Origin of the sequence: Mobiluncus mulieris (genome assembly GCF_014204735.1) — a bacterium.
GTDB lineage: Bacteria > Actinomycetota > Actinomycetes > Actinomycetales > Actinomycetaceae > Mobiluncus > Mobiluncus mulieris.
The window spans coordinates 129917-145417 of record NZ_JACHMA010000001.1 but is presented as its reverse complement, the minus strand read 5'-3'; the positions used below and the strand labels follow the sequence as shown (position 1 = coordinate 145417).

Sequence of the window (15501 nt, the reverse complement as noted above, 5' to 3'; positions counted from 1 at the left end):
TAATAGTTATCCAGCGGTTTTGGCAGGGTTTTCACCGGAGTTTTCCGTCTGGGCAGAGGGCGGGGGCGGATCTTGGAGCGCCAACACGGTTTCGGGGTCAACCGCCACCCCATCCCAAATTGCTTGGCTGCGATAGGTTCCCGCCCGCGCCACTTGTGTAGCGGGACTGCAATCCGAGTTGTGCACCATCCCATCCCAGTTCAGGGTCTGTTTCCAGCTTTTCCCGCCAGCCAGTAAAAGCTGCTTGGTGGCAGTCTTTTCCGGTTGACAGCTGGTGGAGTTATAAACAATTTGGTTTCCGGAAACGATTTGTACCCCAGATTTTCGGGGGTCAATCACGACGGTGCAAGGCGTTTTGCTGGCATTTTGAATCTCGAAGGCCATTTTCTCGCCCGTCCCCACATACACCAGGGGCGCGCCGGGAGTAAGGGCAATTTTCAGGTTTGACGCCGCGCAGGGTTTGGGCGGCTCGAAGGTGCGTTCTTCCATGCGAATCTGGTAGGCCCTGTCTTCAGCGGCCTGGTTTTTTTGCCAACGCTCAAGGGCAGCCACGCTGGAGCGAATTACCATCACAATTGCGATGATAACCACCACCACCAACGCCAAAATCATCAGAGCAATAATCCGATTGCGTCGAATTTGAGCGGGGGTGTATTTGCGACGCACCGCAGGTTTCGCGCCAGGTTTCGCACCAGGTTTCGCGCCAGGTTTCGCGCCAGGTTTCGCACCCGAAGGCCGGCGCGAGGAGGAACCCGAGGGCTTCGCTGAGGAGGTTTTTTTAGACACCACCTTTCAAAGTTTAGGCGCGAGCGCGGTTTTTCTCCGGTTCCACGCCGTGCTTTGCTAGAATCGTCCGTAAACAAAGGAGTGTGCTATGCCATCACATGACAACCCCAAAACTCGACGTTTCCCATTTGTTCCCAACGCGCGCCAACAATCCGTTACTTTGTTTGGCACCTTGGTGGTTTTTCTGTGGTACGCCATCCCGGATTTCATAACTGAAAAAAAGGCGCGCTTTTTCACCCGCCTAGCGGCTCTGGGCGGTCTCGCGGGAGTATTTGCTGCGATAACAAAGAATACCGTCAACGAAGTGCGCCGTGACTTCACTATGGAAAGCCCAGACGAGGAAGCCTGGGAAATGAATTCGAATACGGTGCAGCTAACGCGCGAGAACTTGAATGTGCCGATGCTGGTGCTGCTGTTCAGCTTCGGGGGTGCTATCATCACGGGTTCTATTTGGATAGAAACTTGGCTGTTTCGGCGCGGGGAGCGTCGGCGACGCGAGGGGGTGCGTTTCGCCCACACTCGTCAAGCGATTCCCCTCGGGTTGCTTTTCGGCGCGGTTAATCTTCTCGACGACTCCGCTAGTAGACAGGTTTCATGAGGCGCCACTCCGGGTTTCACTCTTAGGCGGGGGCTCGAACCATCCCGGATGGGGGTGGGGACTTGGGATCATTAGGATTTATAGTGCAGATTTTCTCGACCAAGATTCCGGTTATAACCATCAGCACCGCGCCCCCCAGCGCCATGATTTTCGCGCCCAACAGTGCCTCTAAGGCTTCATTGGTCAAGTGGAGCAGCAAATTTACCGTTTGGCCGCCGAAAAATCCTCCCAATATGGCTCCGACATGGGATAAAGCTAAAGCCAGAGCCGCGACTCGTGAAGCGCCAACCGCCGTAATCCACGTCTTCTTACGGGACTTAAACCGTTTAACGTGCCACCCCAACCACCCGGCGAACCCGCAGATAACCACGCTAGCCAACCCGAAATCGTAGCCGCCGACAGGCAGGCTCAGCCCCCGGTTCAGCATCCCCCCGAAAACCGCCGCTGTCACCACCCCCACGCCGAGGGCGAGACCCAGTAACACCAGCGGACGTGAGTGCATCAGCGTGCCTCGTGTTTACGTACGCGCCGCCAATCCGGGGTGACGGGGGTGCTGGGGGCGGTACCGGGTTCATGAGGTGCTGGCGCAGATGCACCCGTTTCTTGAATCGAACCGGGGGGAGAATAAATGTCCCCGGCCACATCGTCCACAACCCGCTGGGCAGCGGGTGTCGCCAAAGCGGCCCGCCACGACGGTAAGCCAAAGTCAGCGGCTTCGCTGGGGAGCGTACCGGCGGGAGTCCCCAAAACACTGGCCGTCTCGGTAGCAGCCTCAGGTGAAGCTGGAGCCACAGCAGTCTTGCCGGGTTCTTCCGGATGGGGTTCGCGGGAATCAGCACGGGAGGTATCTAGCCAGTCGAGCCACAGATTCACAATCCCCTCGCGGTCCTGGGCGGCGGCTAATTCTGCTACGGGTTGTCCCTCCAGGCGAGCTGTCGCATCCAGCTCCAGCCACGGCACCAGCACAAAGGCACGCGAGGCAGCACGCGGATGCGGCAAGGTCAAACTGGGGTGGTCTGATTCCAATCCTTCTACCGCGATAATGTCGATATCCAAGGTGCGTGCTGCCCACCGCGAGGGACGCTTCCGGTGGTGGTTTTGTTCCAAGTGCTGCGCCAAATCCAACAGCTCGGCGGCGGAAAGCCGGGACACCACCCGCACCACCGCATTGTAGTAATCCGGTTGCGGAGCCTGGTTCTTAGCCAGCACGGGACGGGTGCGTGCTAGAGGCGAGACTTGGACTTCTATGAACTCGGGGACACTTTGTAAATCAGCTACGACTTCCCGCAAGGTTCGCACCGGATCCCCCAGATTCGCCCCCAAGGCTAAGACCGCTACTCGGGGTTTATTCGGGCGAACTGTCAAATCCGCTGGTAGCAAAGTCGCCTCATTTTCAAAGTCTTCGCGGGTGCGGTGGATACAGATGGAAACGTCTTGAAATTCAACATCCAAAGGAGCATGTGGCTTATGCACAGTGACATCAACGGCCAAAATTTGTTCGTCTTCAAGGATGCGCATTGCGATATTATCAGCCAGGCGTTCAATCAAAGCCCGGCTTTTACCGCCAAGCACGGCCTGGACTTTCGTGGCTACCTCGGAGTAATCCACCGTCAGAGCCAAATCATCGACTCGGGCGGCGGGACGGGAGTCGAACCACAGGGACACATCCACCAGAAAATCTTGGGGCTGGTGGTGTTCAAAATCCAATACGCCGTGAATTGCCAGGGTGTGAATCCCTCGCAACGTGATGCAATCTCCCGTAAGCGGATGTGCCTGGTGTTGTTGCTTAGTCACGCTCAGCCTCCTGAACCCTTGAAACACACTGCAGTAATACAGCGGTAATCCTAGTTTTGGACTGGGAATTCACGGCATTCCGACATTTTTCGCAAGGCACGAATCCCCATCGCTATCGTTTCCACCTGGTGTACCCGCACTGCCCACACGCCTTTGAGGGCGCAATATAAGGATAGCAGCGCCGTGACTTCGTCACGAGGGTGGCGACCCGGGATACTGGTTTCGAATCCCGCCAGGAAACGTTTACGCGAAACTCCCACCAAAACCGGAAAGCCCTGCGCCAAAAAAGCCTCCAGATTTGCCAAAATATTCCAGTCTTGATCACCTTGTTTGGAAAATCCGAAACCGGGATCGAGGATGACCCGACCAAGGTCTATGTCGCCGCGCTGGCGCATCACTGCGACGCGTTCCTGAACCTCTTGGAGTACTTCCCGGTGAGGATTGTCGTAAACTGCCATCCGGTTGGCATCCTTGAGGTGGCCACGCCAATGCTGACATATATAGCTGAGCTGCGGATGTTGCGCTTGCAGGGCTGCCACGGTGTCGAACATGTCCGGATCCGTCAGCCCCCCGCTAACATCATTGATGATGAGCGCTCCCGCTGCAGCGGCAGCGCGGGCAGTTTCGGCGTGTCTAGTGTCGCATGAAATCAGGGCACCGTTGGCGGCCAAGGATTCGATTACTGGTACCACCCGTGCGGTTTCTTCCTGGGGGGAAACCGGGTCATTTCCGGGGGCAGTGGATTCTCCACCAACGTCGATTAGGTCAGCTCCGGCGGCCAACAGTTCCTGGCCATGAGCTACGGCGGCATCCGTGTCGAGCCATTTCCCCCCGTCGGAGAAAGAATTCGGGGTCACGTTCAGTACCCCCATAACCAGGGTTTTCCCGGGTCGCAGATATTCTGGGGTCACTTGCTTGACAGTGTGGTCAGGGTTCATGAGGTGCCGGCCTAATCTCGAGACAGAATCAAACTCATAGCTTCCGAACGGGTAACTTGGGAGCTTTGCATCACCCCGCGTACAGCCGAGGTGGTGGTTCTGGCTCCGGGTTTTTTGACCCCGCGTACCGTCATGCACATGTGTTCGGCCTGTAATACTACTATCACTCCCAGCGGGTCGAGCACTTCCCACAAGGCCTGCGAGATTTGCTCGGTGAGGCGTTCTTGAACCTGTAAACGGTGGGCATAACCATCCACTAGACGCGCTAGCTTAGACAACCCCGTGACTCGTTTACCCTTCGGGATATAGCCCACATGGGCGTGTCCAAAGAAGGGCAACAGGTGATGTTCACAGGTGGAGTTGAAGGGAATGTCTTTAACTAAAATCAGGTCATTGTGATCGACGGGAAACAAACGCCGCAGGTGTTCTTTGGGATCCTCACGGTAGCCTTCCAACAGTTCCGCAAATGAGCGTCCCAGTCGCGCCGGGGTTTCTATCAGGCCTTCTCGCTGGGGATCTTCACCGACGGCGGCAAGCAAATCCCGCACGGCTTGTTCCACTTTGGCAGCATCGTATTTACGTACAGTCATTGTTTAGCCTCCCCGGAAGGTGTTGTTGAGCTGGGATTACTCGGCGGTAGGGGTGGAAAATCGGGGGAATCCTGAGAGGAAGGGTTGGTGGTATAAGGTTCTTCTTCGTCGAGAATCCGGATCTCGTCAGCCGGGGGTTTCGGGGGCTGCGCTGGATTCGGAGCGTCACTCGAGATAGAACCAGTCGTAGGGGCGGAGTTTACCTCTTCCGGGTTGAAAGGCACTGTCCCCCCCAAACCAGCTTCGGCCAACGGACGGTTCGCGGCATCAAGCGCAAAGTTACCGCTGGTGGCTTCAAGGGCTTTAGCGGTTCGAATCCGTACCGCCTCGGGGATTTCTATCGGTTCACGATTCGCGGCTTCCAGCCCGGGATAGGACTGCCATGTTCCGCGTTTTGCCGACTTGGTCACGCCCGCAAAGATTTCGGCCAAGGCTTTTTCGTCCAGGGTTTCTTCTTCGAGCAGGCGCCTGGCCAATTCATCGAGAATATCGCGGTTATTTTCGATAATCCACCAGGCTTCACGGTGAGCTGCTTCCATAAGCTGCTGAATCTCTTGGTCGATAGTGGCCGCCGTGGTATCAGAGTACCCCGGCCCCCTACCATATTCCATCCCCACAAAAGGCTCATCATGGGAACTACCGTACTTCACTGTTCCCAAGCCCGCAGATAATCCCCATCTGGTAACCATTTTTCGAGCAATCTCGGTGGCTTTTTCAATATCATTAGCCGCCCCGGTGGAAGGATCGCGAAACACGATTTCCTCCACCACTCGACCGCCCATGGCGTAAACCAGTTGGTCGAGCAACTGATTGCGAGTCTCGGAATAGCGATCTTCAGTGGGCATCACCATGGTGTAACCCAGCGCCCGCCCACGCGGCAAAATTGTCACTTTAGTAACTGGATCGGAATAGTTCGAGGCTGCCGCGCAAAGAGCGTGCCCGCCCTCGTGATAGGCAGTTACCAGCTTGTCGTGGTCATTCATAATCCGAGAGTGTTTCTGGGGTCCGGCCACCACTCGATCCACAGCTTCATCGAGGTCGCTAGCATTGATTTCTTCCCGCGTGTGACGCGCTGCTAACAGTGCGGCTTCGTTCAAAACATTAGCCAAATCAGCCCCGGTGAATCCGGGAGTACGTTTCGCTAGGGCTTTCAAGTCAGTGTCTTTACTCAGGGGTTTGTTCTTGGCGTGTACTGTCAAGATAGCTTCGCGCCCCTTGATATCAGGAGCTTCCACCGCTACTTGCCGGTCAAAACGTCCCGGGCGCAGCAAGGCGGGATCAAGCACATCGGGACGGTTGGTAGCCGCAATCAGGATTACATTGGTACGCTCGTCGAAGCCGTCCATTTCCACCAATAGCTGATTGAGGGTTTGCTCGCGTTCATCATGGCCTCCCCCCATACCGGTGCCCCGGTGACGTCCTACCGCGTCGATTTCATCGACGAAAATAATCGCGGGAGCAGCATTACGGGCTTGCTCAAATAAATCCCGCACTCGAGAGGCTCCCATACCCACAAACATTTCCACGAATTCCGAGCCACTCATGGAAAAGAAGGGCACCCCAGCTTCCCCCGCTACTGCTTTAGCCAATAGGGTTTTCCCGGTGCCCGGAGGGCCATAGAGCAACACGCCTTTGGGAATTTTCGCACCCAGCTTATGGAATTTATCTGGTTCAGCCAAGAATTCTTTGATTTCTTGCAGCTCTTCTACGGCTTCATTCACCCCGGCCACATCCGCAAAAGTAACCTTGGTTTCATCCTCTTTATTAAATTTCCGTGCCCGAGATTTCCCGAATCCTAAGGAGCTAATTCCACCACTCATCCGCGAAGCGAACCAGAAGAACAGGCCGAACAATAGCAACATCGGAATCATCAGTGTCAGCATGCTCTCCCACCAAGTGGAGACCGGGTAAATCGAGTCGTAACCCTTCTGGGGGTCAGCCTTTGCTACGGCGGTGGCCACAGTTTCCGCTTGAGGTCGCACATAGGTGAACACGACTTCTTTGCCCACTACCGGGTCAGGCTTGATTCCGAACAGACCTTCCTTGGGTAGATAGCGTTTAGGACGTTTATAATCCTTGGTCAAGGTCATCGACACAGTTTGAGTGCCGTCATTAATCACGACTTTTTCCACAGTGTGGCTCGCCAACAAATCGATGCCCTCCGCAGTGGTGATGCGTTTGGGACCAGACCCGACCGAAATCATCATAATAACTGCTAGTACCGCCAGTACTACCAGCAGGGTTATCCACCCGGTGAGCCGCCTTTTTTTGGCAAGTTTTGGACTATGTTCCATTTTCCCGTTTTCTTTCGATTTACTAGACCCCCTAAGCCTATCAAGTCCGCCGGGATGAAAATAACCCTAAGTTGACACCTCTGTCTCGAGACAACTAGAGCTACTCGTAGACGTGGGGGGCTAAAAGTCCTACAAATGGCAGATTGCGGTATTTTTCCGCATAGTCCAGACCGTAGCCCACCACGAACTCGTTGGGAATATCGAAACCTACATAACGCGGACTAATGGTGGTCTTGGCTGCGTCAGGTTTGCGCAACAAAGCCGCAATGTTAAGCGAAGCGCAACCGCGACCCCGCAAGTTAGACTCTAGCCATGACAGTGTCAAACCCGAATCGATAATGTCTTCGACTATCAAAACGTGGCGGTCTTTGATGTCAGTGTCCAAATCCTTCAAAATCCGCACCACCCCCGAAGACTTAGTCCCGGAACCGTACGAGGAAACCGCCATCCAGTCCATCGCTACCGGGGTGTGGAGTTTGCGGGCTAAATCAGCCATCACCATAACCGCGCCACGCAGCACCCCCACTAAGAGGATTTCATGGCCAACATAGTCTTGGTCAATTACAGCCGCCATCTGTGCTAGGCGGTTTTGAATTTGTGCTTCGGTCAGCAAAATCTTTTGGAGGTCACTGCCCATGTCATTGGCATCCATCAGGTTCCTTTCTAAATTTACTACTTGATTCTAGACCGTTTTCAAGGGACTAATTACCAGTCTTTCTAAACACAATCTGGCCGTTCTCCCTAGACACTTGAACTCCGGGCAAATCCAGCGGCCCTTGCCCGTGCCAATCATGCACTAAATCCGTCACGGATTCGAGATGCTCCATGGTAACATCCCCCGCTCGCATTCCCGCCCAGCGCCCAGCCCGATACATTACGCGACGCAGGATTGGGCGCGGCACGATTCTTGCTTTTCCTATTCCGGAAAAATCGAGTCTCAAGGGTTGTCCCACATCCCACGTAGCCTCGTCCATAAAGACTTTATCTAATACCTCAGCGGCTTCTACTTGCAGATACATCTCGTCGCTATAGGCTTGCTCGGCTAAACGTGCCAGCGCGGGAGCAGGGTCTTGTCCCAAGGCTCGCCGTAATTCCGGTAAAACGCGTTGACGTATCGCCACACGCGGCAAAGCCTCGCCCGCTGCGGTTTTAGCTTCAGATTCCAGTTCATTGGTGGGGTCGTGGGCAGGAATAAGCCCGGCTTGGCGACACGCCTCGTGGGTAGTCTCCCGGCGCACCCCCAATAGTGGGCGCGAAATCCACACCAGGACATCCTCGTCGTTTTTGACAGAGTTCTCCAGGGGTTCTTCACGCCGAGGTAATCCGCTGGTGGAATCCAGCATGTCAACTGGCCACATCGCTGACAGCGCCAACAGGGAGGCACCGCGCCCCAGCCGTAACAACACAGTTTCGGCCTGGTCATCCAGGGTGTGTCCCGTGAAGAAATGGATGCTCTTTAGCTTGCGTTCGCGCGCGATACTCAGTGCTGCTCGCGTCATGAGGCGCCATCGCATTTCCCGGGCGCTCCCCTCGGGTCCTGCGCCGGTCTCCGGAATCTGAGCGCGAAGCACTTTCGCTTGAGCATAGCCCAAATCCCGAGCACACTTAGCCGCCGCAGCGGCCTCGCTTGCCGATTCGGCACGCCACTCATGATCTACCGTTAACGCCACCAGATTACCCGCTGGAACCCGCCGCGTCGCTGCCCGCAACAAACCCGCCGCCAAAGCCAGCGAATCCGGGCCGCCGGAAAGTGCCACCACCAGCAAGGTATCGGTATAGTCGTCGTCCCCCAGACAGTCTTTCAATACGAGTTGAATTTCACCCAGAGCCCCGCCAGCGTCGTGGTTCCACAGCTCCTTGCTTCGACCGGTTGCCGAAATGTAGGGAGCAATCGCGTCAGTCATGAAATAAGCCTATAACAATTCAGAGTCGCGCTACATAAGGCATGATTTTATTCACGCTGTAAAGCGGCACTACCGTAATTGTTTGCCCCGGTCTGGGGGCGTGGAGTAATTTGCCATCACCGGCGTAAATCCCGACGTGATAGACCCCGGCGGCGGTTCCATCCGAAGAGAAAAAGATTAAATCCCCCGGCTGGCGCTCCGCATAAGAGATATTCGCCAAGCTGGAGTATTGCCCCGAAGCGACGCGCGCTATCGAAAAACCGAGGTCTCTCATTCCGGCATATATCAAGCCGGAGCAATCATAGCCATTCGGGCCGCTGCCACCCCAAATGTAGGGCAGGCCCACTTTGCCATACGCCCAGCTCAACAAGGCGGAACCGACTCCCTGAGAAGCAGCGGCACTGGGGGCAATACTCGCGGGTTTCTTTTCGATTTCTTCGGCTTGTTTAGCGGCGCTAACAGCACGGTCTTGGGCAAGTTGCGCCGCCTGCTGTGCCCGGATTCGTTCTTGGGCATCAGCGCGAGCCTTCGCCGCAGCGGCTTCCTGGGCTTTGCGAGCCGCCTCAGCTTGGCGTTGGGCACGGATTTGCGCTTCGCGTAACTCTTGAGCCTTCTTGCGTTCGGCCTCGCGAGCCGCCCGAGCTGCTTCCTCTTGGCGTTTCTTTTCGGCAGCGGCGGCTAAGGCGGCTTGTCTAGCCGCTTCAGCTTTGGCTTGACGCTCACGTTCCTGAGCGAGGCTAATTTCTCGGGCACGCGCCAGCTCAGCGATAATCTGTTCACGCTGCGCCGAAGCCCTTTCGAGGTCTTTCACCGCTTCCTGGGCGCGAGCTCGGGCTTTTTTCTCTGTTTCTTCCAGGTTCTTAGCGGCCAGTTTTTTGCCTTGCACGGCTTGATTGGCTTTTTCTTGCAAAACCTCCGCCACATTTTTCAAGGCGGTAAGGCTCTGTACCTGAGCATCAGCCTTGGCACCTAAGATGTTATTAACTTCCTGCTTGAGCGCCTGGGTGTGGAAGGCATCGGTTTCGGTAATAGTTTCGAAATCAGCCAAATTGTGATGTTCTTGCCGATACTTCGCCACCGCCAGCAACCCCAGTTTGGCTTTAGCTGACTCGGCGGCTAGAGCGGCTTCCTTGGCTTTGCTTATGGCTGCTTTAGCGCTAGTTTCAGCGGCTTGCAGCTCATCAAAGGCTTGGGCATAGGCAGCGGCAGTCTGGTCTACAGCCAAGGCAGCCTTTTCGGCTTTGACACGGTTTTGCGCAATCTGGCTTTCAAGTTTAGCAATCTTATCTGATTTGCTTTCCGGAGCGGCAGTGGCTGGGGGTAAAGCCACTCCACACCAGCTAAACGCAGCGAGAACCGCGCCGACCATGAGGCGTTTCTGCCACGTTTTGAGCGATATTTCGGTTCCTAGAGTTTCACAAATCAAGATATCCTCCCCGAGAGTCAACTTCCTTAACTCTAACACCATTAAACACATTTGGCACCAAAGTTAACTTAAGTTAATAATTTCCCCAATTTTATCTACAACATCACGAGTAACATCTGTAACAGCAGGGCTTGACTTAGAGAGTGCCACCGGTGTCAATCAGAGTGCAGAAATGTTTGGCGCGGCTCTGAAAAAGAGCCGCGCCAAATTATTCCTAAACTAAACCAGCGGTGTCTTACTCGGCCGGGGTGGTCTTGGCCACCACCATCAAAAACTCGGCATTAGACTGGGTGTCCTTTAGCTTCTTCAACACCAGTTCGGTGGCCGCCTGGGTTTCCAGTCCGGCCATCAAACGACGCAAGCGCCACATAATAGCCAGTTCTTCTTTAGTCAACAGTACCTCTTCATGGCGAGTGCCCGAAGCATTGACATCCACCGCCGGATAGATGCGCTTTTCAGACAGCTCCCGAGACAGACGCAATTCCATATTGCCCGTGCCCTTGAATTCCTCGAAGATTACCTCGTCCATCTTGGAACCGGTTTCAACCAGGGCAGTGGCCAAAATCGTCAGCGACCCACCATTTTCCACATTACGCGCCGCCCCAAAGAAACGCTTGGGCGGATACAGCGCCGAGGCATCCACCCCACCGGAAAGAATCCGTCCGGAAGCGGGAGCCGCCAGATTATAAGCCCGCCCCAATCTAGTGATGGAATCGAGCAAAACCACTACATCCCCACCCAGTTCCACCAGGCGTTTAGCACGTTCAATCGCCAGTTCCGCCACGGTCGTATGTTCATTAGCGGGTCGGTCGAAAGTCGAAGCAATAACTTCACCCTTTACAGTGCGTTGCATATCGGTGACTTCTTCGGGACGCTCATCAACCAAAACCACCATGATGTGGACTTCCGGATTATTAATGGAAATCGCATTCGCAATCTGTTGCAAAATAATGGTTTTACCGGCTTTCGGAGGCGAGACAATCAAACCTCGCTGTCCTTTACCGATTGGAGCCACCAGGTCAATCACCCGCGAGGTTACCGCCTTAGCATTGGTCTCTAAACGCAGTTGCTCATCTGGATACAAGGGGGTAAGTTTCTCGAACTGCACCCGCCCCTGTGCTTCTTCAACCGTCAACCCATTGACAGACTCCAGGTGCACCAACGCATTATGTTTCACACGCTGTACTTCGCCCTCGCGAGGTTTACGAATCGCTCCCACAATGGCATCCCCGGGACGCAGTCCCCAGCGACGTACCTGCCCCAAAGTAACGTAAACATCATTGGATCCAGGCAGATATCCCGAAGTGCGCACAAAAGCGTGGTTTTCCTTTATATCCAAGATACCTGCAATAGGCAGCATTTCTTCCGGACTCAGTTCCTCGCCGCCACTAGAAGAACTACCATTATCGTTTTCATCCCGCTCGCGACCCCGATTGCGGTTACGATTGCGGTTACGGCCACGTTCCTGGTTGCGGTTGCGTCGCTCAAAACGCTCGGAGCGTTCCTGGTTAAACTCCCTCTTAGCACTGGCCTCATTAGCTACCGCTTCCAAAACCGGGATACTTTCCAATTCTTCCATGCTGGCATCAAGCGACTCTTTTTTACTCGGAGCCGCCCCCAAATCATGTTCCAGCGCTGCTTTAACATCAAGCTTCACCTCAGATTCATGCTCGGGTTCCCCCGCTGGTGCCGAGGCACGCCGCCGAGTACGTCCCCGAGTAGGCAGCGTTTCCGGCGAGTCTTCCTTTCCACTTTCCTTGAGGTTTTCCTTAGCGCCCCTTTTTCCGCTTTCTTTCGAGAGCTGCTCTAAGTTATCCTTGACACCGGCCGGTGCCGATTCCGATTCTTGGGGGGAACCAGCCTCGGCCTGCTTCGAACCGAAACCTTGAGCCATCTGGTTTTCTTGGATAGCCTCAATAAGTTGGGGTTTGCGCGCCTGCGAGATTCCCCTTATTCCCAGCGACTTTGCCAACTCGCGCAGTTCGCCCAGTTTCATTGCAGCAAATGATTGATTATCGTTCACCAGTTTCCTTATCTTAGGAGGAGATAGAATACAACTTCCCCGGGTGAAGACTCGGGGCGCACTGATTCCGAAAAATGAATCAGGCAGCTTCGGTTCGGCACAATTCCGCGAACCTGGAGGTAAGAACCTTCCTAATAATGATGATACTAGTTTTTAGGTTCCAAAGTAAAACGCATCGGGCAGCTATGCTTAAAAACATGTCAAAAGCTGAATTTCTTAAACAAGGCACTCCCCAGGCTCTGGCCTATGAAGCCGCCAGCTTAGAGTGGCTGGATCAGGCAAATGGAGCACGTATCGTAAAAGTGTTGCGCCACGACCACGCCGGATTACACCTGGAGCTCTTGGAAGACGGCTTTCAATCCCCGAAAGCCGCTCATGAATTCGGAGCCGCCTTAGCTGCCACCCACGCCGCCGGGGCACCCGGATGGGGGGCAGCTCCCCCCACGTGGGACAGCGAGCAGGCCTTTAAAGGACTGATGCCCATGAGCGTGGTTCCCGCTGGAAAGGACTTTCCATATCAGTCTTTCGGAACCTGGTTAAGCGCGCAACGCCTGCAACCGGTGGCCGAGGCCGCCGCAAAACATGGTGATTTACCCCCGAAGCTAATGGCACGATTCGAGAAACTGTACCACGTGTTACAAACCGGAGAGTTTGATTCTCCGCAACCGCAACTCGTGAAAACCCCCGCCGCCAGGCTACACGGGGATTTGTGGGCGGGGAATCTGTGTTGGACACGCCCCGGCATCGTCCTGATTGACCCCAGCGCGTACGGGGGTCACGCCGAAACCGATTTAGCGGAATGCGAAGTGTTTTCCACGCCGTATATCAACGAAATCTATGCTGGTTATCAAAGTGTCTCGCCGTTGAGCCCCGGGTGGAAAGAACGCCTGTCCTTGCACCAGCTGTATATGATGACCTTGCATTTAGCACTGTTTGGGGGCGGATATCTGCACGCGGTAAGCCGGATTTTGCAACAATACACCTAAATACTTTTCTCTCGGTGCGGTTCTCGTCCGCTTGGTGGCGGGTTCATGAGGTGATAATCCCGGTTCCAGCCACCGCCGGGGATAACACCCTCCAACCTTTATGTTCCAGACCCTGGCGTAACGCCACCGGCAGATGTGAGAACACGATAACCGTGGGACCGGCACCGGAAACTGCGGCCGGATAATTTTGCGCCCGTAAATAATCCACCAGTTCCAGGCTAGCTGGCATCCCTTCGCGACGGTATTCTTGGTGCAACCGGTCTTGGGTAGCGTAAAACAGCAGTTCCGGATGCGCGCTTAACGCCAAAGGCAGCAAGGCCGCCCTACCGGCGGTGAACACCGCGTCCCGGTGCGGAACAAATTCAGGCAACAGTCCGCGTGCCTTCGAAGTGGCCAGCTGAAAGTCGGGAATCAACACCGTGACTTTCACTTCGGAATGAATCGGAAAGGGCAGCGCAAAAGCCCGGGATTCCCCGGCTTGTTGCGGGTCACGCGGATTGGCAGGTTCAATCCATCCCACCACGGCACCCCCGTAAACAGCGGGAGCAGCATTATCGGGGTGTCCTTCTAGCTTGGTGGCCAGTTGAAAGATTTTATCGGCGGGCAGCGCTCCCGGTTCCACCAGCGCACTGGCGGCCGCCAACCCGGAAACTATCGCCGCCGAGGATGACCCCAGACCCCGCCCGTGAGGAATCCGATTCAAGCAATGCATCTCTATACCGATTTGCGGCGCCCCCACAGTTTCCAAGCCCAGGCGTAGCGACTGTACCACCAGATTGTCTTCATCCTTCATGACTCGCCCAGCCCCTTCGCCTTCCACGCTGACTCGGGTAGCACCGGTGATGGCACGCACCGTAATTTCGTCACGTATTTCAAGGGCCAAGCCTATAGCGTCAAAACCCGAACCTAGATTAGCTGATGAAGCTGGAACACAGACAGTAACCTGATCGCGTACTATCCTCATGGCTGTTCGGTCTTTCCCTCGGTTCTATCTGGACTTACAACCCCAAAGCGGTAACGGCTGCACTCAACTCCGGGGCAATCACCTGGGGGGCGATATTCCCTCGATTTTCCATGGCGGTGGCGGTGTCTTTAAGCCCGTTACCTGTGAGTGTACACACGATTTTAGCGCCGGCGGGCACTTTACCCTCTGCTGCCAAGGCCAGCAACCCCGCGACGCTCGCTGCTGAAGCGGGCTCGCAAAACACCCCTACCTCAGCGGCCAAAATCGCTTGGGCTTCCATAATGGCCGCATCCGATACGGCCGTTATCAGTCCCTGGGAATCATCGCGAGCCGCCACCGCATAATCCCAAGAAGCCGGGTTGCCGATGCGAATGGCGGTGGCCACAGTTTCGGGGTTCTCAACGGGTTTTCCGGCCACGAAAGGAGCCGCCCCTTCGGCTTGGATACCCCACATGCGGGGCACCTTGGTGCTTTGCGGTTTGAGCCTCATGGCAGAGTCCTCGATGGAAGAAGCCACTTTATGTCCAAAGTATTCGTTGTACCCCATCCAGTAGGCGCTGATATTACCAGCATTACCCACCGGCAACACGTGAATATCCGGGGCATCCCCTAAAGCATCACAAATCTCGAAGGCGGCGGTTTTCTGTCCCTGCAGCCGATAGGGGTTAATCGAGTTCACCAATGCAACCGGGTATTTTTCGGTCAGCTCCCGGGTGATACGCAAACAGTCATCAAAGTTCCCATCCACGGCCACCAGTCTCGCCCCGTGCATCACCGCTTGTGCCAGTTTCCCCAGCGCAATCTTGCCGGCCGGAAGAACCACGGCGCATTCTACCCCGGCCGCCACCGCGTAGGCGGCAGCGGAAGCGGAAGTGTTTCCAGTAGAAGCACAAGCCACCATCTGGGTTCCAGCCGCCTTCACCTTGGTCATCGCCATGGTCATCCCCCGGTCTTTAAACGACCCAGTGGGATTGGCACCCTCAAATTTCACGTAAATCCTGGTGCCACTAGCGTCCACGCCCACCGCTTCACTGGCCAGCGCCACCCGCTCTTCGAGTCGCGATGCTCGCACCAAAGGGGTGTTTCCCTCGAACAAGGTAACTACGGGGTCGCCTGGTTCCAGGGGAAGACGGTTCCGGTATTCCTCAATCAGGCCGCTCCACACATTAGCCATGGGTGAATCACTCCTTATTCTCTC

At 55.4% G+C, this 15501-nt stretch carries 14 protein-coding genes; 2 read left to right on the top strand and 12 right to left on the bottom strand.

From position 1 onward, the window contains the following. Nucleotides 1-6 precede the first annotated feature (6 nt). Nucleotides 7-786, bottom strand: a complete 780-nt coding sequence (locus tag F4555_RS00600; protein ID WP_244854439.1) for a hypothetical protein — start codon at nucleotides 784-786, stop codon at nucleotides 7-9. A gap of 88 nt (nucleotides 787-874) precedes the next feature. Here F4555_RS00600 and F4555_RS00595 point away from each other — a divergent pair, with 88 nt between their 5' ends. Continuing rightward, nucleotides 875-1384, top strand: a complete 510-nt coding sequence (locus F4555_RS00595; RefSeq protein WP_004013184.1) for a hypothetical protein — start codon at nucleotides 875-877, stop codon at nucleotides 1382-1384. A 22-nt stretch (nucleotides 1385-1406) separates the two neighbouring features. Here F4555_RS00595 and F4555_RS00590 read toward each other — a convergent pair whose 3' ends face one another. The 9 genes from F4555_RS00590 to rho all read right to left on the bottom strand — a co-directional run bounded on the left by F4555_RS00590 (nucleotide 1407) and on the right by rho (nucleotide 12353). Then, entirely contained in the window at nucleotides 1407-1886 is a 480-nt protein-coding gene (locus F4555_RS00590) for a DUF3180 domain-containing protein (protein ID WP_004013185.1), read from the bottom strand. Beyond that, a complete protein-coding gene (gene folK / locus F4555_RS00585) occupies nucleotides 1886-3178 on the bottom strand; it encodes a 2-amino-4-hydroxy-6-hydroxymethyldihydropteridine diphosphokinase (RefSeq protein WP_255312817.1) in 1293 nt (430 codons plus the stop codon). The genes F4555_RS00590 and folK overlap by 1 nt, the downstream gene beginning before the upstream one ends. Nucleotides 3179-3228: 50 nt before the next feature. After that, the gene (gene folP / locus F4555_RS00580; protein WP_115325594.1) at nucleotides 3229-4116 is read right to left on the bottom strand and encodes a dihydropteroate synthase; all 888 of its coding nucleotides are present in this window, start codon (nucleotides 4114-4116) and stop codon (nucleotides 3229-3231) included. An 11-nt stretch (nucleotides 4117-4127) separates the two neighbouring features. Next, a complete protein-coding gene (folE, locus tag F4555_RS00575; RefSeq protein WP_004013188.1) occupies nucleotides 4128-4706 on the bottom strand; it encodes a GTP cyclohydrolase I FolE in 579 nt (192 codons plus the stop codon). Next, nucleotides 4703-7000, bottom strand: a complete 2298-nt coding sequence (gene ftsH / locus F4555_RS00570; RefSeq protein ID WP_004014632.1) for an ATP-dependent zinc metalloprotease FtsH — start codon at nucleotides 6998-7000, stop codon at nucleotides 4703-4705. The genes folE and ftsH overlap by 4 nt, the downstream gene beginning before the upstream one ends. A 100-nt stretch (nucleotides 7001-7100) precedes the next feature. After that, nucleotides 7101-7652 carry a hypoxanthine phosphoribosyltransferase gene (hpt, locus tag F4555_RS00565; protein WP_004013190.1) on the bottom strand — a complete coding sequence of 184 codons (552 nt, stop codon included), beginning with the start codon at nucleotides 7650-7652 and terminating at the stop codon, nucleotides 7101-7103. Nucleotides 7653-7701: 49 nt separating this feature from the next. Further along, nucleotides 7702-8904, bottom strand: a complete 1203-nt coding sequence (gene tilS, locus F4555_RS00560; protein WP_004018091.1) for a tRNA lysidine(34) synthetase TilS — start codon at nucleotides 8902-8904, stop codon at nucleotides 7702-7704. Nucleotides 8905-8923: 19 nt separating this feature from the next. Continuing rightward, on the bottom strand, nucleotides 8924-10372 hold the full coding sequence (locus F4555_RS00555; RefSeq protein WP_115326096.1) for a C40 family peptidase: 1449 nt from the start codon (nucleotides 10370-10372) through the stop codon (nucleotides 8924-8926). A 193-nt stretch (nucleotides 10373-10565) separates the two neighbouring features. Then, entirely contained in the window at nucleotides 10566-12353 is a 1788-nt protein-coding gene (gene rho, locus F4555_RS00550; RefSeq protein ID WP_004014629.1) for a transcription termination factor Rho, read from the bottom strand. 74 nt (nucleotides 12354-12427) lie between these two features. Between rho and F4555_RS00545 the strand changes: the two genes are divergently transcribed. Beyond that, entirely contained in the window at nucleotides 12428-13339 is a 912-nt protein-coding gene (locus tag F4555_RS00545; RefSeq protein ID WP_004017256.1) for a fructosamine kinase family protein, read from the top strand. A gap of 43 nt (nucleotides 13340-13382) precedes the next feature. Here F4555_RS00545 and thrB read toward each other — a convergent pair whose 3' ends face one another. Continuing rightward, nucleotides 13383-14303, bottom strand: a complete 921-nt coding sequence (gene thrB, locus F4555_RS00540) for a homoserine kinase (protein WP_115325595.1) — start codon at nucleotides 14301-14303, stop codon at nucleotides 13383-13385. A 34-nt stretch (nucleotides 14304-14337) separates the two neighbouring features. Next, nucleotides 14338-15477 carry a threonine synthase gene (gene thrC / locus F4555_RS00535; RefSeq protein ID WP_004014627.1) on the bottom strand — a complete coding sequence of 380 codons (1140 nt, stop codon included), beginning with the start codon at nucleotides 15475-15477 and terminating at the stop codon, nucleotides 14338-14340. Between the last annotated feature and the right edge of the window lie 24 nt (nucleotides 15478-15501).

What these genes read in the sequence shown, in the direction of transcription:
- tilS (WP_004018091.1), bottom strand. Translation starts at nt 8,904, where the DNA reads ATGACTGACGCGATTGCTCCCTACATTTCGGCAACCGGTCGAAGCAAG.
- thrC (WP_004014627.1), bottom strand. Translation starts at nt 15,477, where the DNA reads ATGGCTAATGTGTGGAGCGGCCTGATTGAGGAATACCGGAACCGTCTT.
- F4555_RS00595 (WP_004013184.1), top strand. Translation starts at nt 875, where the DNA reads ATGCCATCACATGACAACCCCAAAACTCGACGTTTCCCATTTGTTCCC.
- F4555_RS00545 (WP_004017256.1), top strand. Translation starts at nt 12,428, where the DNA reads ATGAATCAGGCAGCTTCGGTTCGGCACAATTCCGCGAACCTGGAGGTA.
- folE (WP_004013188.1), bottom strand. Translation starts at nt 4,706, where the DNA reads ATGACTGTACGTAAATACGATGCTGCCAAAGTGGAACAAGCCGTGCGG.
- ftsH (WP_004014632.1), bottom strand. Translation starts at nt 7,000, where the DNA reads ATGGAACATAGTCCAAAACTTGCCAAAAAAAGGCGGCTCACCGGGTGG.
- F4555_RS00555 (WP_115326096.1), bottom strand. Translation starts at nt 10,372, where the DNA reads ATGGTGTTAGAGTTAAGGAAGTTGACTCTCGGGGAGGATATCTTGATT.
- hpt (WP_004013190.1), bottom strand. Translation starts at nt 7,652, where the DNA reads ATGGATGCCAATGACATGGGCAGTGACCTCCAAAAGATTTTGCTGACC.
- thrB (WP_115325595.1), bottom strand. Translation starts at nt 14,303, where the DNA reads ATGAGGATAGTACGCGATCAGGTTACTGTCTGTGTTCCAGCTTCATCA.
- folP (WP_115325594.1), bottom strand. Translation starts at nt 4,116, where the DNA reads ATGAACCCTGACCACACTGTCAAGCAAGTGACCCCAGAATATCTGCGA.
- F4555_RS00590 (WP_004013185.1), bottom strand. Translation starts at nt 1,886, where the DNA reads ATGCACTCACGTCCGCTGGTGTTACTGGGTCTCGCCCTCGGCGTGGGG.